This is a genomic window from Kitasatospora sp. NPDC059646 (genome assembly GCF_042734615.1).
In the GTDB taxonomy this organism is placed as follows: domain Bacteria; phylum Actinomycetota; class Actinomycetes; order Streptomycetales; family Streptomycetaceae; genus Kitasatospora.
Window position 1 is genome coordinate 25724 of record NZ_JBHWDS010000046.1, and the last position, 24655, is coordinate 50378.

Consider the following 24655-nt stretch of genomic DNA (forward strand, 5'->3'; position numbering starts at 1 on the left):
TCTCCTGGTGGTGGGCCAGCCCGTTGGGCGGCCCACGGATCGCGCGTCCCTAGAGACGATCGACGGCCGCCCTTCGGGGCGGCCGTCGGCGTCTGTGTCCAGCGTCACGGCCTTCCCGTAGGGCGGCGGCAGAGCCCGCAGCCAACCCCCGGAAGGACCACCGCAGTCGTGACCACCACCGCAGCCGACCTGCTCGCCCGGCTCACCGCGCCCGGCGCCCCCGCCTTCGCCCTGCTGCACCGCCGCGCACCCCGGCTCGCCCCGGACACCGTCGAGCTGCTGCTCGGCACCGTCTCCGAGCACGACACGCTCGCCGCGCTCCCGGTCCGGCACGGCGTCCCCGCCGACGGCCCCCGGCACGACCTGCTGGCCCTGGTCCCGTACGCCCAGCTGCGCGAACGCGGCTTCGCGGCCCGCCAGGACGGCACCCCGCTGCGCGCGCTGGCCGTGGACGAGCAGTACGCGCTGCCGCTGGCCGAGGTGCTGGCCGCGTTGCCGGACGCGCCGGTCGAGCTGCGCGGCGGCGGGTTCGACCTCGGCGACGAGGAGTACGCCGAGATCGTCCGCACCGTCATCGAGGACGAGATCGGGCGCGGCGAGGGCGCCAACTTCGTGATCCGGCGCGACTTCCGGGCCGCCCTGGACGGCTTCTCCACCGCCACCGCGCTGACCCTGTTCCGCCGCCTGCTGGAGCACGAGCGCGGCGCGTACTGGACGTTCCTGGTGCACACCGGCGACCGGGTGCTGGTCGGCGCCTCCCCCGAGGTCCACGTCCGGCAGTCCGGCGGCACCGTGGTGATGAACCCGATCTCCGGCACCTACCGCTACCCGTCAACCGGGCCCACCGCCGACTCCCTCCTCGAATTCCTGCGCGACCCGAAGGAGTTGGAGGAGCTCACCATGGTGGTCGACGAGGAGCTGAAGATGATGTGCGCGGTCGGCGACCTCGGCGGGCAGGTGCTCGGGCCGCGCCTGAAGGAGATGTCGCACCTCGCGCACACCGAGTACGAACTGCGCGGCCGCACCTCGCTGGACGTCCGCGAGGTGCTCCGGGAGACCATGTTCGCCGCGACCGTCACCGGCAGCCCCGTCCAGAACGCCACCCGGGTCATCGACCGGTACGAGCGCGGCGGGCGCGGCTACTACTCCGGCGCGCTGGCGCTGATCGGCCGCTCCGCCAGCGGCGGCCAGCAGTTGGACTCGCCGATCTGCATCCGGACCGCCGACATCGACCCCGCCGACGGCTCGCTCGTGGTCCGGGTCGGCGCCACCCTGGTCCGGCACTCCGACCCGTACTCGGAGGTCGCCGAGACGCACGCCAAGGCGGCCGGCGTGCTCGCCGCGATCGGCGCCCGCCCGGGCCGGCCCGCGAAGGCCGCCGCCGCCCGGCCCCGGCTCGGCGAGGACCACCGGGTGCAGGCCGCGCTGGACTCCCGCCGGGCCGGACTCGCCCCGTTCTGGCTGCGGCTGCAGCAGCCCGCGCTGCCGCGCGAGGACCGCGACGCGCTGGTGGTCGACGGCGAGGACACCTTCACCGCGATGCTCGCCCACCTGCTGCGCTCGCTGGGGCACACCGTCACCGTGCTCCGCCACGACACCCCCGGGCTGCGCGAGCGGGCCGCCGCCCACCCCGGCCCGCTGGTGCTCGGCCCCGGCCCCGGCGACCCCGCCGACCCGGCCGACCCCAAGATGGCGCTGCTGCGCCCGGTCGTCGCGGACGCCCTGGCCGCGGCCCGGGACGGCTCCCGGACCGCCCCGCTGCTCGCGGTCTGCCTCGGCCACCAGCTGCTGTCCGCGCAGCTCGGCCTGCCGCTGGCCCGCAAGGCCGTGCCGTACCAGGGCGCCCAGGAGGCCGTCGACCTGTTCGGCACCCGCCGCACCGTCGGCTTCTACAACACCTTCACGGCCCGCTGCGACGATGCGGCGGCGCTGCGGTTGGCCGCCGAGGGCGTCGAGGTGGCCCGCGACCCGCGTACCGGCGACGTGCACGCCCTGCGCGGCCCGGGTTTCGCGGGCGTCCAGTTCCACCCCGAGTCGGTGCTCACCAGGGACGGCGTGGAGATCGTCGCCGAACTGCTGCGCACCGTCCCGGCAGTGCACGGCCGACCCTTCGGCCGCACCCGCAACATCCCCTGAAATGCGTAGTGCGGACGCGGAGTTGACTGATATTCATATCCTGCTTCGCGAGCGGGCATGGAGGGGGACATGGCGCATTCGACAGAGCACGACACGGTGGAGATCGTCCTCGACGACGGCACCGTCCTGCACGCGGCCGTCCGCGCGGGCTCCCAGCCGACGGCCGGGGACGCGGGGGCGGTCTCCCGGGCGGTGACGCACAGCCTGGGCGACGTCCGGCGGACGGTCCGCGCGGTGGGCCGGTGGGCCCGGGACACCGCGCGGGAGGCCGGCGACCCGGACTCCTTCGAGGTGGAGTTCGGGCTCACCCTGGGCGTGAAATCCGGCCAGTTGATCAGCGTCCTGGCGGAGGCGTCCGGCGAGGCCAGCCTGGTGGTGCGGCTCGGCTGGTCGCGCCCGGACGATCGCCCCGCCGAGTGACGGCGCACGGCGCGCCGGCCGCCGCGCTCTGGCTGGCCGGAGCGGACGGGGAGTTCCTCGGCAGCGGCTTCCACCTCGGAGCGGGCCGGGTGATCAGCTGCGCCCACGTGGTGGCCGGGCGTCCGACGCTCACCGCCCGCCACGCCGGCGCCGCGCACCCGGCCCGGGTGGTCCTGCTGGCCCCGCCCGAACGCCCGCCCGGCGCGGCCGCCCACCCGCCGCCGGACCTGGCGGTGCTGGACGTCCCCGGCCTGGCGGGGGCACCCTCGGTGCCGCTCTCCGACCGGGACATCGTGAACGGCGCCGCCGCGCTGGTGCACGGCTTCGCGGTGAACGAGGTGACCCACGAGGTCGGCCCGGAGTCCGCCCAGCTGACCGTGGCGGGCCCCTCCGGGCTCGGCCTCCGGGTCCAACTCGGCTCGATCCCCTTCGGGTTGAGCGGCAGCATGGCGATCGACGGCAACGGCCGGGTGATCGGCGTGGTGAAGGCCACCGCGCACACCTCCGAAACCAGGGGCGGCTGGATCACCCCGGTCTCCGCCCTGCTCCCCCTGCTCGGCGAACGCCCGCCCGCGCCGCCGGGCCGCAAAGTCACCGCCCACGCCTGCGCCCGCCTGCTGGCCGACGTCGACCTGCTCCAGGATCCGCCGGCCCGCCTGGCGCTGATCCAGTACGTCAACGCGGAACTCGGCCCGACGGCGGGCATCAGGGTCCCCTACAACGCGCTCGCCTTCCTGCACCTGAGCGGCATCGCCGCCGCCTGCCTGAACCACCGCGACCCGACCACCGCCCTGCGCGCCCTGCTGAACGCCGCCTTCACCATCTGCGGCCCGCAACAGGCCCTCGACGACCTCGCACAGCTGCTGCACATCGACCCGGAGGGGTGAGACATGGACCGCTGCACCAGGGAGACCCGGCACATGCTGCAGCGCATCCTGTCGGGCTGGTACGAACTCGCCGAGCCACTCACCGACTTGGAACAGTACCTGGCCGAACACACCGGCTACGTCGTCCAAGTGCGCCCCAACAACCTCGCGCGCTCCGCCCGGCGGATCGCCAAGTACCTGGCCGAGGACCACGCCCAGCCCGCCGCCGCCATCTCCCACCTGCACGACTGGCTGACCTGGACCATGGGCCACCAACTGCGCGGCGCCTGGGTGGGGTTCCTCGCCCAGGCGCAGGGCGCCCCGGGGCTGCGCGCGAGCCAGCGCGCCGACCTGGTGGTGATCGCCGAGGTACTCCAGTTCTCGACGCAGTCGCCGCAACGCCTCTCCCGCGGCGATCTCTTCGACCTGGCCGCGCAGGCCCTGACCAGTGGCAGCCCGGATCGCCTGCTGCTCGAACTCGGGCGCGTCGAACCCCAGTTGGCCCAGCTGGCCCGGAAGGAGGTGGAGCGCTCGCGTTCCCCCCTCTCCTACGGGCGCTCGCCCCGGCGTTGGACGGTGCTCACGGCCGGGGCCGTCCTGCTGGCCGCCGCAGGCGTGGTGACGGCGGCACTGCCGGACGACCCGCCGCCGCTGCCCGGTCGGGCGGTGGTCTGGTCGAAGACCGAGTTCGGCCCGACCGACCCGTCCTGGGCCGAGGTGGACGTCCCGGCCGACGCGACCCGCCTGGTGCTGCACCCCGCGCTGACAGATCCGGACCCCGGCCAGGGGGCCTGCCCCGGCCTGCTGATCGCCCTCCAGGCCGAACCGGGCGGGCACACCGCCTGGCAGCCGCTGGACCGGCCGCTGTCCGTCGCCGTCCCGGCCGGCCAGTCCAAGCTGCGCATCACCCTGAGCCTGAACGGGGAGTCCGCGTGCAGGCGGCACATCGACACCCAGCGCGTCGACTTCGAGCGATAGGAGTTCCCGTGCACATACCGCGCCCCGCCCGCCTGGCAGCCTGCCTGCTCCTGCTGTCCGCCGCCGCGTTCGGCTGCTCCGAGGACAGCAAGCCGGACCCGTTCGACGCCGACCCGATCAAGATCGGCTTCAAGGACGGCCGCCCCGGCATGTCCGTCCTCACCGGCAAGGGCGACTACGTCGGCTTCGAACCGCACGTGGCCCAGAAGGTGGTGCAGGGCCTGCTGCACCGCGACTTCACCTCGCTGCCGGTGACCACCGCCAACTGGAAGGAAGCCCTCCTCGACGGGAAGACCAACCACAACAAGGTCGACCTGGTGATCGCCGACATCTCCGAACAGGACAGCCTGAAGAACGACTTCGACCTGGCCGGCCCCTACCTGCAGACCCCGCTCGGCGTCCTGCTGAAGGCCTCCGACAGCCGCGAGGTCAACAAGGCCGAGGACCTCCGCCCGCTCGCCGTCTGCGCGCAGGAGTACACCACCGCCTACAACACGCTGGTCGCCAACGGCGGCCGGCCCCCCGTCACCGCCACCGACCTCAGCGGCTGCATCGACCGCCTCGACGACGGCACCGCCGACGCCGTGCTCGCCGACTTCGTGGTCCTCCAGGGCATCGCGGTCAACTCCGGAACCGGCACCTCGCACGCCTACCGGGTACCGCGGAACGCCCGGATCGGCCGGCCGCAGTACCTGATGATGATGCTGCCCAAGGGGCACCGGAAGGCCTGCGAGCTGCTGCGCCAGGCGATCGCCGACTACCTCAACGACACCGACTGGACCACCACGCTCAAGGAGAACCTCGGGCTCACCGACTTCACCAACGAGGAGATCAACGACACCTTCCACCCCGTCACCACCTCGGTCGGCGACCGCTGCTCGGCCTAGCCCAGCTCCTCGTCCAGCCCCTGCTCGATCGCGTACCGCACCAGCTCGACCCGGTTGTGCAGCTGGAGCTTGCCCAGGGTGTTCTGGACGTGGTTCTGCACGGTGCGGTGCGAGAGCACCAGGCGGTCGGCGATCTGACGGTACGACAGGCCCTTGGCGACCAGCCGCAGCACCTCGGTCTCCCGGGGGGTGAGTTGCGGCGCGGCCGGCTGCGCGGGCGTTCCGGGCTCGGTGGCCAGGCGGCGGAACTCGCCGAGCACCAGTCCGGCCAGCCCGGGGGTGAAGACCGGGTCGCCGACCGCGGTGCGGCGCACCGCGTCGATCAGCTCCTCGCGGCCGGCGGACTTCACCAGGTAGCCGGTGGCCCCGGACTTCACCGCCTCCAGCACGTCGGCGTGCTCGCCGCTCGCGGACAGCACCAGCACCCGCACCGCCGGGTCGGCGGCCACCACCTGGCGGCACACCTCCACGCCGGGAAGCGCCGGCAGGTTGAGGTCCAGCACCACCACCTGCGGGGCGCTGGCCCGGGCCCGGCGCACCGCCTCCTCACCGTCCCCGGCGGTCGCCACCACCGCGAACCCGGCCTCCGCCAGGTCCCGGGCCACGCCCTCGCGCCACATCGGGTGGTCGTCCACCACCATCACCCGCACCGGCTGTTCAGTCATCGCCACCCCTCCGCGGCCACCGCAGTTCCACCTCGACGCCCTGGCCGGGCACCGAGTACAGCTCGGCGCTGCCGCCGAGGTCCAGCATCCGGCCGCGGATCGACTGCGCCACGCCGAGCCGGCCGTCGCGCTGCGCCTGCGCCAGCCGCTCGGCGGGGAAGCCCGGGCCGTCGTCGCGGACCGAGACGGTGACGGCCTCCGGCTCGTCCTCCACCAGGATCCAGGCCCGCGCGCCGTCGCCCGCGTGCTTCCGGACGTTGTCGAGCGCGGCCGCCACCGCGGCGGCCAGTTCGGCGGCCACCTGCGCGGGCAGCACCACCGGCGTGGCGGGTGCGGCGACGCTGATCCGCTCGTCCGCGTGCCGGGAGATCAGCGGGCGCAGGTCCGCCTCGCCGTCGGCCTGCTCGGGCAGTTGAGTGCCCGTCATCAGGGCGCGCAGGGCCCGTTCCTGTTCTCCCGCCAGGCGGCCGAGCTCGGCGGAGTCGCCCTGCTGACGGTGCACCAGGGCGAGCACCTGCAGGACGCCGTCGTGGATGTCCCGGGACAGCCGTTCGCGTTCCCGGGTGGCGGCCTCCACCTGCAGGGCGCGGGTGAGCACCGCCTCGCTGGCCCGGGCGAGTTCGATGACGTAGCCGATCGCGCAGCCCGCGACCAGCAGCAGCACGATGTTGTGCAGGTTGTCGGGGCTGATCCCGCCGTGGCCGAGGATGTTGGCGGCGCCGATCACCGCCCCGGCGAACGCGGCGGGCCGCCAGCCGCCCTTGCCGGCGAAGCCCAGCACGGTGCCGGCCGCCCAGATGGTGGGCAGCGTCGGCGCGCCGGCGTGGACCCGGGCGGGGGTGTCGATGAAGCCGCTCATCACGATGCCGAACACCGCGAACAGCAGGTCGGTGCCGAGCACCGCCCAGGTGCAGCGCTTCGGGCCGGCGAACGCCCGGGTGCTGGCCAGCGTCCACAGGGTCAGTGCGCCCAGGTAGATCCAGCCGGACACCGGGTGCAGGAACTCCCGGTACGCGGTGAAGAACCGCAGCACCGCGTAGCCCAGCGCCAGCACCCGGAAGTACCCCATGGCGCGCCACATCGGCAGCTCCACCGACATCCCGCCGGCCACCACGGCCGCGGCCGGCCCCGACGGGGCCGGCCTGCCGTTCCCGGACCGGGCCGGGACGGGTCTGTGCTCCTGCACTGCAAGCCCCCCTGACGGCCGGTCAGGCCCCGGCGTCCTTCTCCTGCTCGGCTGCCTTCTCCGCCTGCTCGGACTTCCCCGCCTGCTCGGCTGCCTTCTCCGCCTGCTCGGCCTTCTCCGCTGCGGCCTGCTCGGCGGCGGCCTGCTTCTCGGCCTTCTGCTGCGCCTTGCGGTCCGCGTCGGCGGCCTTCTTCTCCTCCGCGAGCTGGCGCTTCGCGGCGGTCGCGTAGATGTCCACGTACTCCTGGCCGGACAGCCGCATGATCTCGTACATCACCTCGTCGGTGACCGAGCGGAGGATGAACCGGTCGTTCTCCATGCCCTGGTAGCGGGAGAAGTCCAGCGGGCGGCCGATCCGGATGCCGGGCCGGACGCCGAAGTTCGGGATCACCTGGCCGGGCGGCTGCACCTTCTCGGTGTCGATCATCGCGACCGGGATCACCGGCGCGCCGGTGGCCAGCGCGACCCGGGCCAGGCCGCCGACCTTGCCGCGGTACAGCTTGCCGTCGGGCGAGCGGGTGCCCTCCGGGTAGACGCCGAACACCTCGCCGCGCTCGATCACCGCGATGCCGCTGCGGATCGCGGCCTCGCCGGCGCCGCGGGCGCCCGAGCGGTCCACCGGCAGCTGGCCGACGCCCTTGAAGAACGCGGCGGTCAGCCGGCCCTTGATGCCGGGCGTGGTGAAGTACTCGGCCTTCGCGATGAAGGTCACCCGCCGCTTGAGCAGCGCGGGTAGGAAGAACGAGTCCGAGAAGGACAGGTGGTTGCTGGCGAGGATGGCCGGACCTTCGTCCGGAATGTTCTCCTCGCCCTCCATCCACGGCCGGAAGAAGATCCGCAGCAGCGGCGCGACGATCATCTTCATCAGTCGGTAGAACAACCGGGGCCTCCTGTTGTGCGGACCGGACGATCCTAATGCTTGCGCCCGCGCACCCGTGCACCGGCGATCCGTCCGCCCCGCCCAGGGCCTCTGTACGGGGCTTGCCGCCCGTGGGACGATCGAGCCACCCTCACCCTGCCCCGCACTTCCAGGAGTCCTGCCGATGCCGCTGCTGCCGGGAGCCGAGCCGTACCGCCACGACGGCGGTCCGGTCGGCGTGCTGCTCGTCCACGGTTTCACCGGTTCCCCGCAGTCCATGCGCCCGTGGGCCGAACACCTGGCCGCCGCCGGGCTCACCGTCGCCGCCCCGCTGCTGCCCGGCCACGGCACCCGCTGGCAGGACCTCGGGGCGACCCGCTGGGAGGACTGGTTCGCCACCGCCGACGCCGCCCTCGCCGAACTGGCCGCCCGCTGCGAGCAGGTCTTCGTCTGCGCCCTGTCGATGGGCTCGGCGCTGGCCCTCAAGCTCGCCGAGAAGCACGGCGACCGGATCTCCGGACTGGTGCTCGTCAACCCGTCGGTGCGCTCCGACAACCCCGGGACGGTACTCCTTCCGGTGCTCCGCCACCTGGTGCCGTCGCTGCCCGGCGTCGCCGGGGACATCGCGCTGCCCGGCGCGGTCGAGGTCGGCTACGACCGGGTTCCGCTGCACGCCGCCTGGTCACTGGCCAGGCTGTGGAAGAGCGTTCAGGCGGGAATGCCCGCCGTCACCCAACCCGTTCTGCTGTTGCACAGTCCGCAGGACCACGTGGTCTCGCCGAGCAACTCGGCGATGGTGCTCGCCCGGATATCCTCGACCGATGTGACGGAGCTGCTGCTCGACCGCAGCTTCCACGTGGCCACGCTGGACCACGACGCCGGTCTGATCTTCGAGGCGAGCCTCGACTTCGTCCGGCGGCTGGCACCGGCAGCGGCGGTCGATGCCGGGAACCACTCGGGCTGAAAGGCCGATAGTGAACGAGACCAGCAAGGCGAACGACGACGAGGACCTGCCCCGCGACGACCCGAAGGCGGCCGAGTCCGCCGAAGCAGCCGCGCCCGAGCCCGCCCCGCGGCGCCCCGCCGCCGGCAGCCAGGCCGAGCAGGACGCGATCTTCGCCGCGCTGGTCGCCCAGTTCGACGAGCCGGTGGACGCCACCGACCCGGTCTGGCCCGACGCGGAGAACGTCCCCGAGCGGCCCGTCCGGCGGCCGAGCGCGCCCACCGGCCCCACCGGCCTCGGCGACTTCACGCCCCGCCCGGTCCCCCGCCCCGCCGACGGCGGCCCGCGCGACTACTCGCTCGCGGAGGACGAGGACGAGGACCACTTCGTCCCGCCGGAGCCCCCGCCGCTCCCGCCGGCCGACACCACCGCCAAGTTCGCCTGGCTGGCCGTCCTCGGCGGGCCGGCGCTGATCCTGTTCGACGCGGTCGTCTGGCGCGAGGTCTCCGGCTGGCCCGCCTGGGTCGGCGGCCTCGCCTTCCTCGGCGGCTTCGCCACCCTGGTCTCCCGGATGAAGGACCGCGACGAGGACGAGCCCGAGGACCCCAACGGCGGCGCCGTCGTCTGACGCCCGCGCCGGGCACCGGGGCCGACGACCGCTCGGCCCCGGCCCGCACGGCCCGTCAGGGCGCGGGGATCCGCAGCGCCGCCAGCACCGGCAGGTGGTCGGTCGCCGCCCGCAGGTCCGCCTCCGAGACGCCCGGCAGCGGGTACGGCACTCCGCAGCCCAGCACGTCGATGTCGGGCGTGGCGAACACCCCGTCGATCCGCTGGTACGGCAGCGCCGGCACCGAGGTGAGCGTGCCGCCCCACGGCGCCTTCGCGTGAGCGTCCGTCAGCTCCTCCGCGAGCGCCCGCCAACCCGGGCCCTCCGGCGGCTCGTTGAAGTCCCCGGCCACCACCGAGGGCTCCCCGGGCCGGAGGTGGCGCCGCAGCAGCTCGAACTGCCGCAGCCGTTCCTCGGGTTGAAGGCTCAGGTGGCAGCTGGTCACCGAGAACGGGCGCGACCCGCCGATCCGCAGCAGCGCGCTCGCGAACCCGCGCGCGTGCAGCCCCCGGATCTTCGGCAGCAGCACGTCCCGCAGCTCCACCACGTCCACCCGCAGCTTGCCGAGCAGCAGCGGGCCCGCGGCGACGCGGCCGCCGCCGGCCAGGATCACCATCCCGGTCCGGTGCGCGAGCCAGGCCGCCGCCTTCTCGCTCTTCCAGTAGCGCGGCGACTCCTGCACGCACACCACGTCCGGATCGCACGCCCGGATCACCCGGGCCACCGCCGCGCGGTCGTCGCGCAACGACCGCACGTTGTAACTCATCACCCGCACCCGCCGCGCGCCGTCCGGCTCCACCCCGGAGGACGCCAACGCAACATCAGTGTCCGTCACCTGACAGACAGTAACGTGCGGCGGAGGGAAAGCACCACCAGGGGCGCGGGGAACCGCGCGGGGCGGAAGGCACCCGTCGACCGGATCGCGCCACGCGCCACGACGCGCGGGCGCCTGCGGCCCGACCGAGCGGGTGCCCGGCGGTTCACCGCACTCAGCTGCGCGCCAGGTCCGCCGCCCCGGCGATGCCCGCCGCCGAACCCATCGACGCCAGCACGACGTTGGCCTTCGGCCGCGCCGGACCGCCCGTCAGGTACGTGCCGAACGCCGCCGCGACCGGGTCGAGCAGCAGTCGGCCGGAGTCGGAGACGCCACCGCCGAGGACGAAGACGGCCGGGTCGAAGAGCGCGGCGAGGTCGGCCATGCCGCGGCCGAGCCAGTCGGCGATCTCCGCGTAGCAGGAGAGGGCCAGCGGGTCGCCCTCCTCCGCGGCCTGGGTGATGTGGATGCCGCGGATGGTCTCGGCGACGCCGTCGTTGAGTTCGAGCATCCGCTTGCCGGCGATCGGGTCGGCGGCGGCCTTCTCGCGGCCGTAGCGCCGCAGCGAGCGCCCGGAGCCGTACTGCTCCCAGCAGCCGTGGCCGCCGCAGCCGCAGGGCAGGCCGTCGGGGACCATGTTGAGGTGGCCGATCTCGCCGGCCACGCCGAACCGGCCGCGGTGCAGGCGGCCGTCGAGGACGATGCCGCCGCCGATGCCGGTGCCGACGGTGATCAGGACCATGTCCTCGTACTCGGCGGCGGCGCCGAACCGGAACTCGGCCCAGGCCGCGCAGTTGGCGTCGTTCTCCACCACGGTGGGCAGGCCGGTGAGCTCCTCGACGCGCTGCTTGAGCGGCTCGTTCTCCCAGGCGATGTTGGGCGCCATCAGGACGGTGGAGCGGTCCCGGCTGACGAAGCCGGGCGCGCCGACGCCGACGGCGGCGACGTCGGGGTACTGCTCCTTCAACTCCCGTACGCCCTGGGCGATGGCGTCGACCGCCCACTGGGGGTCGGCCGGGGTGGGCACCCGGGTCTTGGCCAGAATCTCGCCGGACTCGTCGACCACGCCTGCTGCGATCTTGGTACCGCCGACGTCCACGCCGATGGTCAGAGCCATGTGTCCCTCAGCTATTCACTCGTTCCCGCTCAGCGGGAAACGGTACCGGCTGAGGGGTGCCCACGTACACAGTCCGGCCTACATTATCCGAAGGCATTTCGCGGCGAACTTGGCCGTATGCCTTCAGAAGTCATATCGACCGTCCCGTTCGGTGATGGCTCGAAACCATAACGTGACGCTGACGAAGCACCGGCTTAACTACTTGTCGGAGGCCCCTTCGGCCCCGTCGAGGTCCACCCGCTCGGTCTCGGCGTGTTGGGGCGCCGACCAGCGCTGTTCGTGGCCGGCCACCGCGGCCCGGTAGGCGGCCAGCAGCTCCCCGCCGGCGGCGGCCAGGTGGCCGTACACCTCGGGGTTGGACTCGCGCAGTCGGCCGCCGATCTCGACGGCCTTGCCGCCGAGCGCGGTAGCGAACTTCCGCACCTCTTCCACCAGCGGCGCGAAGTCGCCCGTCCCGCCCGGCTGTTCCGTACCCATCACACGCTCCCGTCCGAAGGATCCCGCTGCCCGCGCGGCCACAGTGCCGGATCGGGGGTGAACCGCACCGACAGCGTCCCGTCGACCAGGCCGGCCCCGCTGACCGTGCAACGGCGCAGCGCGGACGGGAGTGCCACGACCCGCCGGTAGCTTCCGGCGCCGAGGACCAGTTCGTCGCCGCGGCGCAGCAGTTCGAGGTCCTCGCGGTCGGCGCCGGGCAGCGGGAGGTGCCATATCAGCAGGTTCTCGGCGGCCAGCCGGTCCTCGGTCCAGGGCTCGCCGGACGCGGGCACGCCGGGGGCGCCGGCCCGGTAGAGCTGCTCGGCGAGCGCCTCCAGGCTGCCGTCGGGCTGCCGGGCGGTCAGCAGCGGGACGTCCAACTGTGCCGCCAGGTCGGCGAGTTGCTCGCGCTGCCGGGCGGCGGTGCGGGCCAGCCACGGGTCCGGGGAGTCGACCGCCGAGGCGGGGTGCGCGCCGTGCGCGACCACCGCGTCCAGCGGCAGGCCGTGCAGGGCGAGCCCGGCCCGGATCCGGGCGAGCGCGCGCGGCGCGGGGCGGGCGGCGTCCAGCACCAGGCGGACGGTGGTGCCGGGCGCGGTGACCGCGGCGCCGGCCTCGGCCAGCGCGGCGGAGGCGGCGGCCCGGGCCTCGAACAGCTTGTCGGTGGGCATCGGGACGCCGGCCAGGCCGGCCAGCAGCGGGCGCAGCGCGCGGGCCGCCTGGCGCTGTTCGGGCAGCAACCTGGCGAGGTAGCGCTCCAGTTGGGCGGGCAGGGCCAGGGTGGCGATCAGCTCGGCGGGCGCCGGGGCGGCGACCACCAGCACCTCGGCCTCGGCCCGGGCCAGCGCGCGCAGCAGGGCGAGGGCGCGGGTGCCGGGCAGCGGGGTGAGCTCCTCGGGGTCGAGCGGCTGGGCGCCGACCAGGTCGAGCGCGGGGGCGAGCCGGTCGCGGTAGCCGTCCAGGGCGGAGCGGAACGCGGCCTGCTCGTCGATCCGGACGGCGGCCAGGCACCGTTCCAGCCCGACGGGCTCGGAACCGAGCCGGACGCCGAGCAGGTCGTCGACGGCCCGGTGCGGGTCGTCCGCGGCCAGCAGCAGGGTCTCGCTGCCCTGCCGGGCGTGGTGCAGGGCGGTGGCGGCGGCGATCCTGGCGGACTCCGGTCCGCTGATCAGTACGGTGCGGGTGGCCACGGGCCCGGTCAGCCCTCGACGCGCTTCTTCAGGCCGGCCAGCGCCCGGTCGATGATGACCTTCTCCGCCTTGCGCTTGATCATGCCGAGCATCGGGATCTTGACGTCCACGGCCAGCTGGTAGGTGACCTCGGTGCGGCCCTGGCCCGCAGGGGCGAGTCGGTAGGAGCCGTCCAGGGCGCGCAGCATCTGGCTCTTGACCAGGGTCCAGCCGACCTCGCGGTCGCCGTCCCAGGTGTAGGCGAGCACGTGCTCGTCGCGGATCGCGCCGGCGTCGAGCAGCAGCCGCACCTCGGCGGCGCGGCCGTCCGGTCCGGTCTGCAGGACCTCGATCTCCTTCAGTTCGTCGGTCCACTCCGGGTAGCCGGCGAAATCGGCGATCACCGCCATCACCTCGGCCGGGGTGGCGTCGATGACAATGCTCGACCTGGTGTGCTCCGCCATTGCGGCCTCCGCGATCTCCCTGTGCTGCTGTTCGCCCAGCAGAGGCTATCGCGGGCGGGGCCGCGCGCTTCCCGCGCGGGGCACCTACCGGCGGGTCACCTGCGGACTGCCGTAGGGTTCCCTTCGGTCCGTCCCACGTCCGACCTGCGATGTGACGATTGGAACAACGAGGCCGACCCCTCTGGTCGAACTCACCTACCCAGCAGTAACGTCCAGTCGTCCCGCAGCGTCGCAGACGAGGAGCAGTCTTGCTCGAGGAGTTCAGCCTTCCGGCCCGCTACCAGGTCCCGAGTGAGGGCAACCTCGCCGACCTGGTCCACCAGAACGCGGAGCGGCACCCGGGCGTCGCTGTGCTCAGTCGCAAGGCCGACGGGCAGTGGCAGGACCTCACCGCCGCCCAGTTCCTCGCCGAGGTGCACGCCGCCGCCAAGGGCCTGATCGCCGCCGGCGTCGGCCCCGGCGACCGGGTCGCCGTGATGTCCCGCACCCGCTACGAGTGGACGCTGCTCGACTTCGCGATCTGGACCGCCGGCGCGATCACCGTCCCGGTCTACGAGACCTCCTCCGCCGAGCAGGTCCAGTGGATCCTCGGCGACTCCGGCGCGCTCGCCGTGATCACCGAGACCGACCAGCACGCCGCCGTGGTCGCCCAGGTCCGCGAGGCGCTGCCCGAGCTCAAGCACGCCTGGCAGATCGAGCGCGACGGCATCGCCGCGCTGGTCCGCGGCGGCCGGGACGTCGCCGACGAGGTGATCGCCGAGCGCCGCGTGATCGCGAACGCCGACTCGATCGCCACCCTCGTCTACACCTCCGGCACCACCGGCCGCCCCAAGGGCTGTCAGCTCACCCACGGCAACTTCCTCGCGGAGCTCGGCAACGTCACCGCCCGGATGCCCGAGCTGTTCGTCACCGGCGAGTCCTCGGTGCTGCTGTTCCTGCCGCTGGCCCACGTGCTCGGCCGGATCGCCGAGATCGCCGCCGCCATCGCCCCGGTCAAGCTCGGCCACGTCTCCGACATCCGGAACGTCACCGACGAGCTCGGCTCCTTCAAACCGACGCTGATCCTCGGCGTCCCCAGAGTCTTCGAGAAGGTGTACAACACCGCCCGCGCCAAGGCCCAGGCCGACGGCAAGGGCAAGATCTTCGACCGCGCCGCGGACACCGCCATCGCCTACAGCCGCGCCCTCGACGCCGGCGGCCCCTCGCTCGGCCTGCGGATCAAGCACGCGGTCTTCGACAAGCTGGTCTACGTCAAGCTGCGCAACGCGCTCGGCGGCCGCTGCAAGACCGCGATCTCCGGCGGCGCCCCGCTCGGCGAGCGGCTCGGCCACTTCTACCGCGGCATCGGCTTCACGGTCCTGGAGGGCTACGGCCTCACCGAGTCCTGCGCCGCCACCACCTTCAACCCGAACGACCGGGCCAAGATCGGCACCGTCGGCCAGCCGCTGCCCGGCTCCGCGGTCCGCATCGCCGAGGACGGCGAGGTCCTGCTCAAGGGCCCGAACATCTTCACCGGCTACTGGAACAACCCCGCCGCCACCGCCGAGGCCCTCCGCGACGGCTGGTTCGCCACCGGCGACATCGGCACCCTCGACGACGACGGCTACCTCACCATCACGGGCCGCAAGAAGGAGATCATCGTCACCGCCGGCGGCAAGAACGTCGCCCCGGCAGTGATCGAGGACCGCATCCGCGCCCACGCGCTCGTCGGCGAGGTCATGGTGGTCGGCGACCGCAAGCCGTTCATCGCCTGCCTGATCACGGTCGACGACGACTTCTTCCCCCGCTGGAAGGCCCTGAACAACAAGCCCGCCGGCGCGACCGTCGCCGACCTCCGCGAGGACCCCGACCTCCTCGCCGCCCTCCAGGCCGCCGTCGACGACGGCAACCAGGCCGTCTCCCACGCCGAGGCCGTCAAGAAGTTCCGCCTCCTCACCACCACCTTCACCGAGGCCAGCGGGCACCTCACCCCGTCCCTCAAGCTCAAGCGCAACGTCGTCCTCAAGGACTTCGCCGCCGACATCGAGGCCCTCTACACGAAGTAGCGGACCGGCGGACGCGGAGAACCGGGGCGCGTCGGGGCCACTCCCCCGCGCCCCGTCGCGCCCGCCCTACCGCACCTCCAGCAGGCCCGTGAGCCGCTCCGCCAGCATGTCCCAGCGCCAGGCGTCGTGGACCCACTTGCGCCCGGCCTCCCCCATCTCCCGTCGCAGCTCCGCGTCCCCCAGCAGCCGCACCAGCCGCTCCGCCAGGACGCCCTCCCCGCCCTTGCCGGGCACCACGAACCCCGTCTCCCCCTCCCGCACGGCGTCGGGCGCGCCCCCGGAGTCCCCGGCGACCACCGGCAGCCCCGTCGCCGAGGCCTCCAGGTAGACGATCCCGAGGCCCTCGACGTCCAGCCCGCCCCGGCGGGTGCGGCACGGCATCGCGAAGACGTCCCCGGCCCCGTAGTGCGCCGGGAGCTCCTCCCACGGGACCGCGCCGGTGAAGACGACCGAGGAGCGCACGCCGACCGAGTCCGCGAGCTTCTCCAGCTCGCCCCGGTACGGCCCGCCGCCGACGATCAGCAGCACCGCGTCGGGCTGCGCCGCGAGCACCTGCGGGAAGGCCCGGATCAGCGTGTCCTGCCCCTTCCGGGGAACCAGCCGCGAGACGCACACCACCACCGGGCGGTCCGTCAGGCCGAGCCGGGCCCGGACGGCGTCCCCGCCGGAGTCCGGCCGGAAGGTCGACTCGTCCACCCCGGGCGGCAGTTGGACCATCCGCGCGGCGGCCCGCGGCCCGACCGCCCGGGCGATCCGCGAGCGGGTGTACTCACCGAGGTAGGTGAGGACGTCCGTGTTGCCGCCGATCCGCCGCAGCAGCTGTGCGGAGACCGGCAGTTGGGCCCACGCGGCCTCGTGCCCGTGGGTCATGCCGAGCAGCCGCTCGGCGCCGGCCCGGCGCAGGGTGGGGGCCATCAGCCCGAGCGGGGCGGCGGCGCCGAACCAGACGGAGGTGCACTTCTCGGCGCGCAGGATCTCGACGGCCCGCCGGGTGGTCCGGGTGGTGGGCAGCATCATCCTCGTGCGGTCGCGGACGACCGGGAAGGGCTGGGCGGCGTCGAACTCCGCGACCTCCCGGCCGTCGCGCCAGGTGGAGGCGTACACCACGACCGACCCGGCGGGCTGCCGGACGGCCATGTTGTGGACGAACGCCTGGATGCCGCCTGGCCTGGGCGGAAAGTCGTTGGTGACGATGAGGGTTCTGTTCATGTGCCGCGGCTCGCTCGGTCAGGGGGTGCTCGGAGTACCTGTGAGTGGTCCGTACGATAGGTCACCGTGCCCGTCCCCCGGGAACGCGGCCCGTACCCGCCGGCGGCGGCGCGGCGGGACCGTCGCAGGACCGGAAGGTTCGGACACGGTTCGGAGAAGTTTGAGGACACCGCCGCAACCGATGCGGTGTCCTGGTGGTCCTTACCGGTACCCCCGGCGCGCGTGCCAGGTACCGGTACGACGCGACGACCCGAAGGAGCGTAGTGGAGTCAGCCCAGGCCGAACGGCCCGGCAGTTCGGAGCCCCCGGCGCTGTCTGCCTCGTCCGGTTCCGTGCCGAGCCGTCGTCCGCTGTGGGCCCTGGCGGCCGGCTGGACGGTCTCCCGGACACTGCTCGTGCTGGTCGTCACCGGCGTGCTGCGGATCGCCAGCACGGACGTGACGGCGGACGTCTCGGTGATCTACCACAGCTGGTACGAGGTGCTGCGCACCGGCACGTTCCCGCTGGACGACGTGACCTGGCAGTACCCGCCGGGCGCGGCGCTGGTGATCCTGCTGCCGGGCCTGTTGCCCTGGTCGTACCTGGTGTCGTTCTTCGTGGTGTGCGCCGTGGTGGACGCCGCGGCGATGGGCCTGCTGATGCGCGCGGGCACCCGCCGGGGCCGCAGCTACCTGGGTGCCTGGTACTGGGTGGTGGGCGTGCCGCTGCTCGGGCCGACGGTGTACTGCCGGTACGACATCATCGTGACGGCGCTGGCGGTCGCGGGCCTGCTGGTGGCGCTGCGCCGCCCGGTGCTGAGCGGCGTCCTGCTGGGCCTGGGCGGCCTGTTGAAGATCTGGCCGCTGCTGGCCCTGATCGGCACGCCGCGCGGCCGCCGCACCCGCCGGGCGTGGACCTCGGCGGCGGCGTTCGCGGCGGCCCTGGGCTTCCTGCTGACGGCGGGCATGAACGGGGCGTTCGAGTTCCTGAAGTTCCAGTCGGAGCGCGGGATCGAGATCGAGTCGCTGGGCGCGCTGCCGCTGCACTTCGCGAAGCTGGCGGGGTCGTGGAACGGCACCGTGACGATGAACTACGGCTCGGTGGAGTTCCTCGGCCCGTGGGTGCCGGTGATCTCCAAGGTGATGGTCGGGATGACGGTGGCCGGTTTCGGCTGGCTGCTGGTCTGGCGGCTGCGGGCGGCCCGCTGGACCTCGGCGACCACCTTCGACGCGGCGCTGTGCGCGCTGCTGGTCTTCACGGCGACCAGCCGGGTGATCAGCCCGCAGTACATGATCTGGCTGGTCGGACTGGCGGCGGTGTGCCTGACGGTGCGCGGCAGCAGCCAGCGGCCGGTGGCGGTGCTGGTGCTGGTCGCGACGGTGCTGACCACCTTCGAGTTCCCGGTGATGTTCGGCATGGTGAACCGCAGCGAGCTGCCCGGCGTGCTGGTGCTGACGGCCCGGAACCTGGTGCTGCTCGCGGCCACCGTGCTGTCGGCGTACCGGCTGTGGCGCTCCACCCGGCGGCGCGAGGCGCTGACCACGGTGGTGCTGCCGGCCGGGCGGGTGAGCCCGCAGTACCCGGTGCGGCCGGGCATCGCCTACGAGCAGGACCTGTTGGACGACCTCACCCCGGCGGACCGCGCCTGACGCTCCACCCGCCCTCCCACTGCCCTGCAAGTTTCTGAAAGCGCTTGCAGGGCAGTGCTTTTGGCTGCCACCATCGCCGGATGATCGACTACGACATCCTGATCGTCGGCGGCGTCGGCGTGGACACCATCGTGCGGGTGGACCGGCTGGAGGTCCCGCCCGGCCGCGACTCGGTGGGCGTGCCCCCGGTCCTCGACTACCCGGCGCACACCGGGAACGGCGTCGCACTCGCCTGCCACGCGCTGGGCCTGCGCACCAAGCTCGCCGACTTCCTCGGCGAGGACCCGCAGGGCGCCCTGGTGCTGGCCGAGTACGCCCGCCGCGGCCTGGACTTCAGCCACCTGCCCGCCCCGGCCGGCACCCCGCGCAGCGTCAACCTGGTCGACGCGGACGGCCTGCGGTTCTCCTTCTACGACGGCCGCCACCCGGCGGACGCCCGGCTGCCGCGCGAGTTCTGGCTGCCGCTGCTGGAGCGCTCGCGCCACGTCCACCTGTCGATCACCGGCGTCAACCGGGACATGTACCCGGACGTCGAACGCCTCGGCCGCTCCAGCTCCACCGACCTGCACGCCTGGGACGGCGAGAACGAGCACCACCGCCACTACGCGCTCCGCTCGGACGTGGTGTTCCTGTCCGCTGCGCGCCTCGCCAACCGCCCCGAGGCGGTGATGCGGTCGGTCCTGGAACAGGGCCGGGCCGAACTGGTGGTGGCCACCGCGGGCGCGCACGGCTCGTTCCTGCTCACCCGCGAGGACGAGGCGCCCCGGCACTTCCCGGCGGTGGACCCGGGCGCGCCGATCGTGGACAGCAACGGCGCGGGCGACGCGTTCGTCTCCGGCTTCCTGCACCGCCGGCTGGCGGGCCGCCCGGTCGAGGAGTGCATGCGGGCCGGCGCGGCGGCCGGCGCGTTCGCCTGCACCACGGCGGGCACCCACACCGCTTTCCTGGACGCGGCGGGCCTGGAGCGGGCGCTCGCGGGCTGAGCCGGTCAGGCCCCGAGGGTGGCCACCTCGGCCTCCCAGTCCTTGGTGAACTCGGCGACGCCCAGGCCCAGTTCGGCCCGGAAGGCGCGTTCGAGTCCGCCGCTGCCGTTCTGCCCGACGGCCCGGTACAGGGCCACCAGCCGCTCCGGGCCGTACCGCCGGGCGATCAGGTCGCAGGCCAGCCAGGACAGCTCGTAGGCCTGCGCGATGCCGGCCGAGCCGGCGGTGAACGCGTCGTCGGCGGGCAGTCCGCCGGGCAGCCGCCCGGCCCGGACGTCCTTGGCGAGTTCGGGGGCGATCTGCCGGACGGTCCGCCCGGCGCCCTGGTAGCCGGTGTAGTCGGCGACGCCCTCGGACAGCCACAGCGGCGTCCACGGCCTGGTGTCGGCCCGGGTGGCGACGTGGGTGGCCTCGTGGGTGACCACCACCCGCCGCCCGAGGTCGCTGAGCTGCCGGTACGCGTCGGGGTTGACCACGATCCGGTCGGCGGGGGTGTGCGTCGGCGCGCCGCCGACCGCCAGGGTGACTGCGGCTATCCCCTGGTAGGCGTCCGCGGAGACGTCCATCCGGCGGGCGAACTGCTGGACGGTGAGCGGTAGTTCGAGCAGCAGCCGGCCGGGCTTCCAGGGCCCCCAGACGGATTCGACGACCGGCATCGAGCGGTCGGCGAGGGCGGCCAGGTCGGCGAGTCCGGCGTCCTCGCCGAGGCCCAGCACCAGGCAGTGCTGCCCGCTCGCGGAGTGGACGGCGCCCAGGTCCCAGGGCGCGGCGGCACCGGTCGGCACCTCCCGGGCCACCCGCCAGCCGGTCCGGTCCCGGACGAGTTCGACCTGCCGTTCCAGCAGCGCCGGGTAGTCGTCCACGCCGGAGATCCGGTAGCCGAGCTCGGCGCCGACGGTCAGCCGGTCCACGCCGGGTGCGGGCTCGGTCAGCGTGGTCGGCCGCAGCGTGTACTCGGTGAACCGGATCGCGGCGGTCCGGGCGAGCAGCTCCCGGTCGGCCTCCTCGGCGCCCGGGGCCGTCGGCAGCCGGCCGGGGTCGCGCAGCAGGATCGCCTCCGCGCGCTGCGCCAGCGCCCGCGCGACGGCCTCCCGGGTGCCGGCCGGCGTGCCGGGGCCGGGCGGGGCGGCGGCCGCGCCGGGCCGCTCGGCGGGCCGGACCCGGGGCAGCGAGAGCTGGGCGGCGCACCCGGCGGCGGCCAGCAGGGCGGCCCGCCGGGACAGCGGCGCACCGACCCGCCGCGGGGCCTGCGGCAGGTCGGTGACCAGGGGCTCGTGCTGGTTCAGACCCGCACCACCGAGTTGACCGGCATCGCGCTGACGCTCTCGTAGCGGACCCGGGCGCCGGGGTGGGGCGCGTGCACGACGACACCGCCGCCGGCGTACATGCCGACGTGGTGCCTGTCCTTGAAGAAGATCACCAGGTCTCCGGGCCGGGCTTCGGCGAGGCTCACCCGCCGGCCGGCCGAGGCCTGCTCCTGCGAGGTCCGCGGCAGGGTCACTCCGGCCTGCCGCCACGCCCAGTACATCAGACCGGAGCAGTCGAACGTGCCCGGCCCGGTGGATCCGTACACGTACGGGGAGCCGATCTTCGAGACGGCGGCGCGCAGCGCGGCCGCGGCGCGTTCGGAGGCGGGGGGCTGGTCGCCGAGGTCGAGCCGGTCGGCGCCGCGGGCGGCGCGGGCCTGGGCGTCCCGGGCGTCCTCGTCGGCGAGCCTGGCCCGGTCGGCAGGGCCGAGCCGGCCCAGCAGCCGCTGGGCCTGGGCGAGGCGGCTGCGGACCTCCTCCTTGGCGGCGGCCAGCCGGTCCCGGGCCTGTTCGAGTTCGGCGAGCTTGGCGGTGGTCTCCTGGCGGCGCTGGTCGAGCCGGCGCTGCCGTTCCCGCAGGTCCCGCAGGATGTCGTTCTGGCGCTCGGTGGCCTGGCCGAGCGAGCGGGCGCCGGACAGGTAGGCGGCCGGGTCGTTGTCGAGCATCAGCCGGACGGTGGGGTCGATGCCCTGGGAGCGGTACTGGGCGGCGGCGACCGCGCCGAGGTCGGCGCGCAGCCGGTTGAGCTCGTCCTGTCCGGCGGCGACCTGCCCCTGGAGCGCGCCGGCCTCGGCCTGCAGCCGTTTCTGCTGCTCCAGCGCGGCGTTGTACCTCTCGGAGGCCTGCTCGGTCTCCTCGTACAGCCGGTCGACCTGCGCCTTGACCTCGCCGCGGTCCGGCGGGTCGGCCGGGGTGGCGGTGGCCGGGCCGACGCCGAGCTGGAGCACGCCGGCCGCGGCGGCCGTGAGCGCCAGGACGCGGGCGAGGCGCTGGACACCGGGCAGTGGGGGGCGACGGTGCACGGACACGTGCGACGACTCCGTTCCTGCGGCCGGCCTCCGCCGCCGCCCGCGGGTCGGGCGGCCGTCCGCACGGGGGGCCGGGGCAGAGGTTAGCGAGTCGGACGGATCCAGTCCAAACCCCGACAGCACCGAATATTTGACCGCGAATCGGACACCGGAACGAGCCCGCCGGGAACGGAAACGGCCCGGCGCCCCGCGCGGGGTACCGGGCCGGAGGCTCCGACGGTCCGTCAGATCCGGACGATCTTGTTGATCGGCATCACGGTGGCCGACTCGTAGCGGACCTGCGCGCCGGTGTGCGGGGCGTGCACGATCTGCCCGTTGCCGACGTACATGCCGACGTGGTGCTGGTCGCCGTAGTAGATGATCAGGTCGCCCGGCCGGGCGTTGGCGATGTTGGTGCCGAGGCTGGTGCCGGCGCCCGCCTGGGCCTGCGAGGTGCGCGGGATGGACACGCCCGCCTGGGCGTACGCCCACTGCATCAGACCGGAGCAGTCGAAGGTGGTCGGCCCGGCCGCACCGTACGAGTACCAGCTGCCGAGCTTGGACAGCGCGGCGCTCATCGCGGCGCCGGCGTAGCCGGCCGGGGCCGGGGCGGCGAGGTCGGCGCGGACGGTGTCGCGGGAGGCGCGCTCGGCCTGGCTGCGGGACTCGGAGGCGGCCTTGGCCTCGGCCGCGGCGAGCTCGTCGCGCTCCTTCTGGGTGAGCGTGTTGAGCAGCTCCTGCGCCTTGGCCAGCTTGGCCTGGACGTCCTCCTTCTCGGCCTTGAGGGCCTTGGTGGTGGTGTCCAGTTCGGCGAGCTTCTGCTCGGCCTCCTTGCGCTGGCCGTCGAGCTTGGCCTGCTCGGCCTTGAAGCTCTTGAGCAGGTCGGCCTGGGTGGCGCCGACGGTGCTGAGCGCGCCCGCCTGCCCGAGGAAGGTGTCGGGGCTGCTGGACAGCATCAGCTGCATGGTCTGCGGGATGTTGCCGCTGCGGTACTGCTCGGCGGCGATGGTGGCCAGGCTCTCCTGGACGGTGGTCACCTGGTCCTGCTGGCGGGCCAGCTGGTCCTGCAGCTGGGAGACCTGCTTCTGCAGGTTCTGCTGCTTCTCGACCGAGGCGTTGAGCGCTTCGGTCTTCACCTCGGCGTCTTCGTTGAGCTGGTCGACCTGCTGCTTGACCTGGTCCTTGGTGGGGGCCGGGTCGGCGTGCGCACCGGTCTGGGCGGACAGCGCCACGGCGGTGGCGGCAGCGGCAGTGAGAATCGAGACCCGGGCACGGCCGACGGGCTTGGGACGGCGATGGGACGCCACGAAGGCGGACTCCTTCTTCCTCACACCGCCTACCGGGTGAGCTGACGGGTTCGGGCCGGAAGAGATGCCCTACGGCGCCTCACCGCCCGCTGTCGCGGCCGACCCGGCGCCGATTCACCCCGGGGGAACGTGGTTCCCCGGCTCCGTTCGACAGCACCCCCGCAGGGGATCCCCGTCGGCGGATCGCGTTCTGACGACCCGCCCGCTGCGTCACGGACTCGGCGGCGACCTCCGCCGTCGCCCCCCATGGGCGATCGACTCTGCGGCGGTCGAGGCACGACCCTAGTAACCGATCCGTGATCCGTTCAAATCCTTGTCAGAAAAAAATCTGATTCTGAGTCAATTTCGATTGGGAAACTGACCGAAAGTAAGGGATTCGTTGCGCAGCGCGCAGCTTTTCCCTCCATTCGGCGCAGAAACGCAACGCCCGGACGTGTCGTAGATCACAGCAGGATCTCGACCCGTCCGGGCGTGTCACGTTGCGTCAGTTGTCGCCCTATAGGGCGTATGTCCGATTCTTCGGGGCGTCAGACCCGGCGGATGGTGAGGATCGGCAGGGTGTCGGCCTTCATGGTCTTCACCACGTCACCGGTGCGCGGCGCGTGCACCACCAGGCCGTTGCCGATGTACATGCCCACGTGGTGCGCGTCGTTGTAGTAGATGACCAGGTCGCCGGGCTGGGCGTTGTGCCAGTCCTTGCCCACGTTGGTGCCGACGGAGGCTTGCGACTGCGAGGTGCGCGGCAGCGAGACGCCGGCCTTCGCGTACGCCCACACCATCAGGCCGGAGCAGTCGAAGGTGTTCGGGCCGGTCGCGCCCCACACGTAGGCCGAGCCCTGCTTGCTGAGCGCCGCCGACACCGCGGTCGCCGCGTAGCCGCTGGCCGGCGGCAGGCTGGCCGGGTCGACCCGGGACGAGCTGCGCGAGGCGGCGCCGTCGCCGCCGCGCAGGATCGCGGCGCGGTCGGCGGCGGACAGCTGGCTGAGCAGCTTCTGCGCCTGCTGCAGCTTGTTCTGCACGTCGTTCTTGGCGTCGTTGAGCGCCTGGGTGGAGCTGTCCAGCTCCGCCAGGACGGCCGCGGCCTCCTGCTTCTGCTGGTCCAGCCGGCGCTGCTGGTCCTTCAGCGACCGAAGGGTCTCGGCCTGGGTGCTGGCGGCCTGGTCGAAGGAGGACGCCTGGTCCAGGTACTTGTCCGGGTCGGAGGAGAGCATCAGGCGCATCGACGGGTCGACGCTGCCCTGCCGGTACTGGTCGCCGGCCACCGCCGCCAGCCCGGAGGCCAGCTCGGTCAACTGCTCCTGGCCGCGGGCCACCTGGTCCTGCAGCTGGTCGGCCTGCTTGCGCAGCTGGTCGGCCTTCTCCTTGGCGCCGTTGTACTTCTCGGCGGCCTGCTCCTGCTCCTCCAGCAGCTTGTCGACCTGCGCCTTGACCTCGTCCTTGTTCGGCTGGGCCGGCGCGGCGTGCGCGCTCACCTGGGCCGACAGGGCGACCGCGGTCGCGGCGGCAGCGGTGAGCACGGTCACCCGGGCGCGACTCGGCTGCTTGGGACGGCGGTGGGAGGCCAAGGGGGGCTCCTTCTTC

At 73.6% G+C, this 24655-nt stretch carries 23 protein-coding genes and 1 riboswitch; of the genes, 10 read left to right on the plus strand and 13 right to left on the minus strand.

Annotated features, from left to right (window positions below; all coding sequences use genetic code 11):
• Positions 1-168: 168 nt before the first annotated feature.
• The 5 genes from ACFV1L_RS27270 to ACFV1L_RS27290 all read left to right on the plus strand — a co-directional run bounded on the left by ACFV1L_RS27270 (position 169) and on the right by ACFV1L_RS27290 (position 5287).
• Positions 169-2136, plus strand: a complete 1968-nt coding sequence (locus ACFV1L_RS27270) for an anthranilate synthase family protein (protein WP_380370479.1) — start codon at positions 169-171, stop codon at positions 2134-2136.
• 69 nt (positions 2137-2205) lie between these two features.
• Positions 2206-2556: a CU044_2847 family protein gene (locus ACFV1L_RS27275; protein ID WP_380370482.1), complete on the plus strand. Its 351-nt coding sequence runs from the start codon at positions 2206-2208 to the stop codon at positions 2554-2556.
• A complete protein-coding gene (locus ACFV1L_RS27280; protein WP_380370484.1) occupies positions 2553-3443 on the plus strand; it encodes a trypsin-like peptidase domain-containing protein in 891 nt (296 codons plus the stop codon). The genes ACFV1L_RS27275 and ACFV1L_RS27280 overlap by 4 nt, the downstream gene beginning before the upstream one ends.
• Before the next feature lie 33 nt (positions 3444-3476).
• Complete coding sequence (locus ACFV1L_RS27285) at positions 3477-4400, plus strand: hypothetical protein (RefSeq protein ID WP_380370486.1); 924 nt, start codon at positions 3477-3479, stop codon at positions 4398-4400.
• An 8-nt stretch (positions 4401-4408) separates the two neighbouring features.
• A complete protein-coding gene (locus tag ACFV1L_RS27290; protein ID WP_380370488.1) occupies positions 4409-5287 on the plus strand; it encodes a transporter substrate-binding domain-containing protein in 879 nt (292 codons plus the stop codon).
• Here ACFV1L_RS27290 and ACFV1L_RS27295 read toward each other — a convergent pair.
• The 3 genes from ACFV1L_RS27295 to ACFV1L_RS27305 all read right to left on the minus strand — a co-directional run bounded on the left by ACFV1L_RS27295 (position 5284) and on the right by ACFV1L_RS27305 (position 8003).
• Positions 5284-5952, minus strand: coding sequence for a response regulator (locus tag ACFV1L_RS27295; RefSeq protein WP_380370491.1), 669 nt, complete (start codon positions 5950-5952; stop codon positions 5284-5286). The genes ACFV1L_RS27290 and ACFV1L_RS27295 overlap by 4 nt on opposite strands.
• A complete protein-coding gene (gene macS, locus ACFV1L_RS27300; protein WP_380370493.1) occupies positions 5945-7051 on the minus strand; it encodes a MacS family sensor histidine kinase in 1107 nt (368 codons plus the stop codon). Before macS ends, ACFV1L_RS27295 begins: the two co-directional genes overlap by 8 nt.
• Positions 7052-7160: 109 nt before the next feature.
• Entirely contained in the window at positions 7161-8003 is an 843-nt protein-coding gene (locus tag ACFV1L_RS27305) for a lysophospholipid acyltransferase family protein (RefSeq protein WP_380370553.1), read from the minus strand.
• Positions 8004-8181: 178 nt separating this feature from the next.
• Between ACFV1L_RS27305 and ACFV1L_RS27310 the strand changes: the two genes are divergently transcribed.
• Together ACFV1L_RS27310 and ACFV1L_RS27315 are read left to right on the plus strand one after the other, a co-directional pair.
• A complete protein-coding gene (locus ACFV1L_RS27310) occupies positions 8182-8961 on the plus strand; it encodes an alpha/beta hydrolase (protein ID WP_380370495.1) in 780 nt (259 codons plus the stop codon).
• 10 nt (positions 8962-8971) lie between these two features.
• Positions 8972-9568 carry a hypothetical protein gene (locus ACFV1L_RS27315; protein ID WP_380370497.1) on the plus strand — a complete coding sequence of 199 codons (597 nt, stop codon included), beginning with the start codon at positions 8972-8974 and terminating at the stop codon, positions 9566-9568.
• Positions 9569-9623: 55 nt separating this feature from the next.
• Here ACFV1L_RS27315 and ACFV1L_RS27320 read toward each other — a convergent pair whose 3' ends face one another.
• The 5 genes from ACFV1L_RS27320 to ACFV1L_RS27340 all read right to left on the minus strand — a co-directional run bounded on the left by ACFV1L_RS27320 (position 9624) and on the right by ACFV1L_RS27340 (position 13588).
• Positions 9624-10382 (minus strand): endonuclease/exonuclease/phosphatase family protein, encoded by a 759-nt coding sequence (locus ACFV1L_RS27320; protein ID WP_380370500.1) that lies wholly within the window; start codon positions 10380-10382, stop codon positions 9624-9626.
• Positions 10383-10536: 154 nt separating this feature from the next.
• Positions 10537-11478, minus strand: coding sequence for an ROK family glucokinase (locus ACFV1L_RS27325; RefSeq protein WP_380370501.1), 942 nt, complete (start codon positions 11476-11478; stop codon positions 10537-10539).
• A gap of 198 nt (positions 11479-11676) precedes the next feature.
• Positions 11677-11955: a DUF5304 family protein gene (locus ACFV1L_RS27330; protein ID WP_380370502.1), complete on the minus strand. Its 279-nt coding sequence runs from the start codon at positions 11953-11955 to the stop codon at positions 11677-11679.
• Positions 11955-13145: an ArsA family ATPase gene (locus tag ACFV1L_RS27335; protein ID WP_380370504.1), complete on the minus strand. Its 1191-nt coding sequence runs from the start codon at positions 13143-13145 to the stop codon at positions 11955-11957. The genes ACFV1L_RS27330 and ACFV1L_RS27335 overlap by 1 nt, the downstream gene beginning before the upstream one ends.
• Before the next feature lie 8 nt (positions 13146-13153).
• Positions 13154-13588: an SRPBCC family protein gene (locus ACFV1L_RS27340; protein ID WP_380370505.1), complete on the minus strand. Its 435-nt coding sequence runs from the start codon at positions 13586-13588 to the stop codon at positions 13154-13156.
• A gap of 248 nt (positions 13589-13836) precedes the next feature.
• Between ACFV1L_RS27340 and ACFV1L_RS27345 the strand changes: the two genes are divergently transcribed.
• Complete coding sequence (locus ACFV1L_RS27345) at positions 13837-15633, plus strand: AMP-dependent synthetase/ligase (protein WP_380370507.1); 1797 nt, start codon at positions 13837-13839, stop codon at positions 15631-15633.
• Between the two features lie 66 nt (positions 15634-15699).
• On the opposite strand, the gene ACFV1L_RS27350 is transcribed toward ACFV1L_RS27345, so the two are convergent.
• Positions 15700-16842: a glycosyltransferase family 4 protein gene (locus tag ACFV1L_RS27350; RefSeq protein WP_380370508.1), complete on the minus strand. Its 1143-nt coding sequence runs from the start codon at positions 16840-16842 to the stop codon at positions 15700-15702.
• 263 nt (positions 16843-17105) lie between these two features.
• Between ACFV1L_RS27350 and ACFV1L_RS27355 the strand changes: the two genes are divergently transcribed.
• Positions 17106-18470, plus strand: coding sequence for a glycosyltransferase 87 family protein (locus ACFV1L_RS27355; protein ID WP_380370509.1), 1365 nt, complete (start codon positions 17106-17108; stop codon positions 18468-18470).
• A gap of 80 nt (positions 18471-18550) precedes the next feature.
• The gene (locus ACFV1L_RS27360; RefSeq protein WP_380370511.1) at positions 18551-19453 is read left to right on the plus strand and encodes a carbohydrate kinase family protein; all 903 of its coding nucleotides are present in this window, start codon (positions 18551-18553) and stop codon (positions 19451-19453) included.
• 5 nt (positions 19454-19458) lie between these two features.
• On the opposite strand, the gene ACFV1L_RS27365 is transcribed toward ACFV1L_RS27360, so the two are convergent.
• The 4 genes from ACFV1L_RS27365 to ACFV1L_RS27380 form a co-directional block, all read right to left on the minus strand.
• Positions 19459-20364: a hypothetical protein gene (locus ACFV1L_RS27365; RefSeq protein ID WP_380370513.1), complete on the minus strand. Its 906-nt coding sequence runs from the start codon at positions 20362-20364 to the stop codon at positions 19459-19461.
• A gap of 371 nt (positions 20365-20735) precedes the next feature.
• Positions 20736-21788, minus strand: a complete 1053-nt coding sequence (locus tag ACFV1L_RS27370; RefSeq protein WP_380370515.1) for an NlpC/P60 family protein — start codon at positions 21786-21788, stop codon at positions 20736-20738.
• A 224-nt stretch (positions 21789-22012) separates the two neighbouring features.
• On the minus strand, positions 22013-23074 hold the full coding sequence (locus ACFV1L_RS27375; RefSeq protein ID WP_380370517.1) for an NlpC/P60 family protein: 1062 nt from the start codon (positions 23072-23074) through the stop codon (positions 22013-22015).
• 10 nt (positions 23075-23084) lie between these two features.
• A riboswitch (cyclic di-AMP (ydaO/yuaA leader) is annotated at positions 23085-23265 on the minus strand.
• Between the two features lie 336 nt (positions 23266-23601).
• Positions 23602-24639, minus strand: coding sequence for an NlpC/P60 family protein (locus ACFV1L_RS27380; RefSeq protein WP_380370520.1), 1038 nt, complete (start codon positions 24637-24639; stop codon positions 23602-23604).
• Positions 24640-24655: the final 16 nt, after the last annotated feature.

Bases quoted from the DNA above. Each gene is read 5' to 3' on its own strand.
- ACFV1L_RS27325 (WP_380370501.1), bottom strand. From the start codon at position 11,478: ATGGCTCTGACCATCGGCGTGGACGTCGGCGGTACCAAGATCGCAGCA.
- ACFV1L_RS27340 (WP_380370505.1), bottom strand. From the start codon at position 13,588: ATGGCGGAGCACACCAGGTCGAGCATTGTCATCGACGCCACCCCGGCC.
- macS (WP_380370493.1), bottom strand. From the start codon at position 7,051: ATGTCGGTGGAGCTGCCGATGTGGCGCGCCATGGGGTACTTCCGGGTG.
- ACFV1L_RS27295 (WP_380370491.1), bottom strand. From the start codon at position 5,952: ATGACTGAACAGCCGGTGCGGGTGATGGTGGTGGACGACCACCCGATG.
- ACFV1L_RS27310 (WP_380370495.1), top strand. From the start codon at position 8,182: ATGCCGCTGCTGCCGGGAGCCGAGCCGTACCGCCACGACGGCGGTCCG.
- ACFV1L_RS27285 (WP_380370486.1), top strand. From the start codon at position 3,477: ATGCTGCAGCGCATCCTGTCGGGCTGGTACGAACTCGCCGAGCCACTC.
- ACFV1L_RS27275 (WP_380370482.1), top strand. From the start codon at position 2,206: ATGGCGCATTCGACAGAGCACGACACGGTGGAGATCGTCCTCGACGAC.
- ACFV1L_RS27360 (WP_380370511.1), top strand. From the start codon at position 18,551: ATGATCGACTACGACATCCTGATCGTCGGCGGCGTCGGCGTGGACACC.
- ACFV1L_RS27305 (WP_380370553.1), bottom strand. From the start codon at position 8,003: ATGAAGATGATCGTCGCGCCGCTGCTGCGGATCTTCTTCCGGCCGTGG.
- ACFV1L_RS27330 (WP_380370502.1), bottom strand. From the start codon at position 11,955: ATGGGTACGGAACAGCCGGGCGGGACGGGCGACTTCGCGCCGCTGGTG.
- ACFV1L_RS27350 (WP_380370508.1), bottom strand. From the start codon at position 16,842: ATGAACAGAACCCTCATCGTCACCAACGACTTTCCGCCCAGGCCAGGC.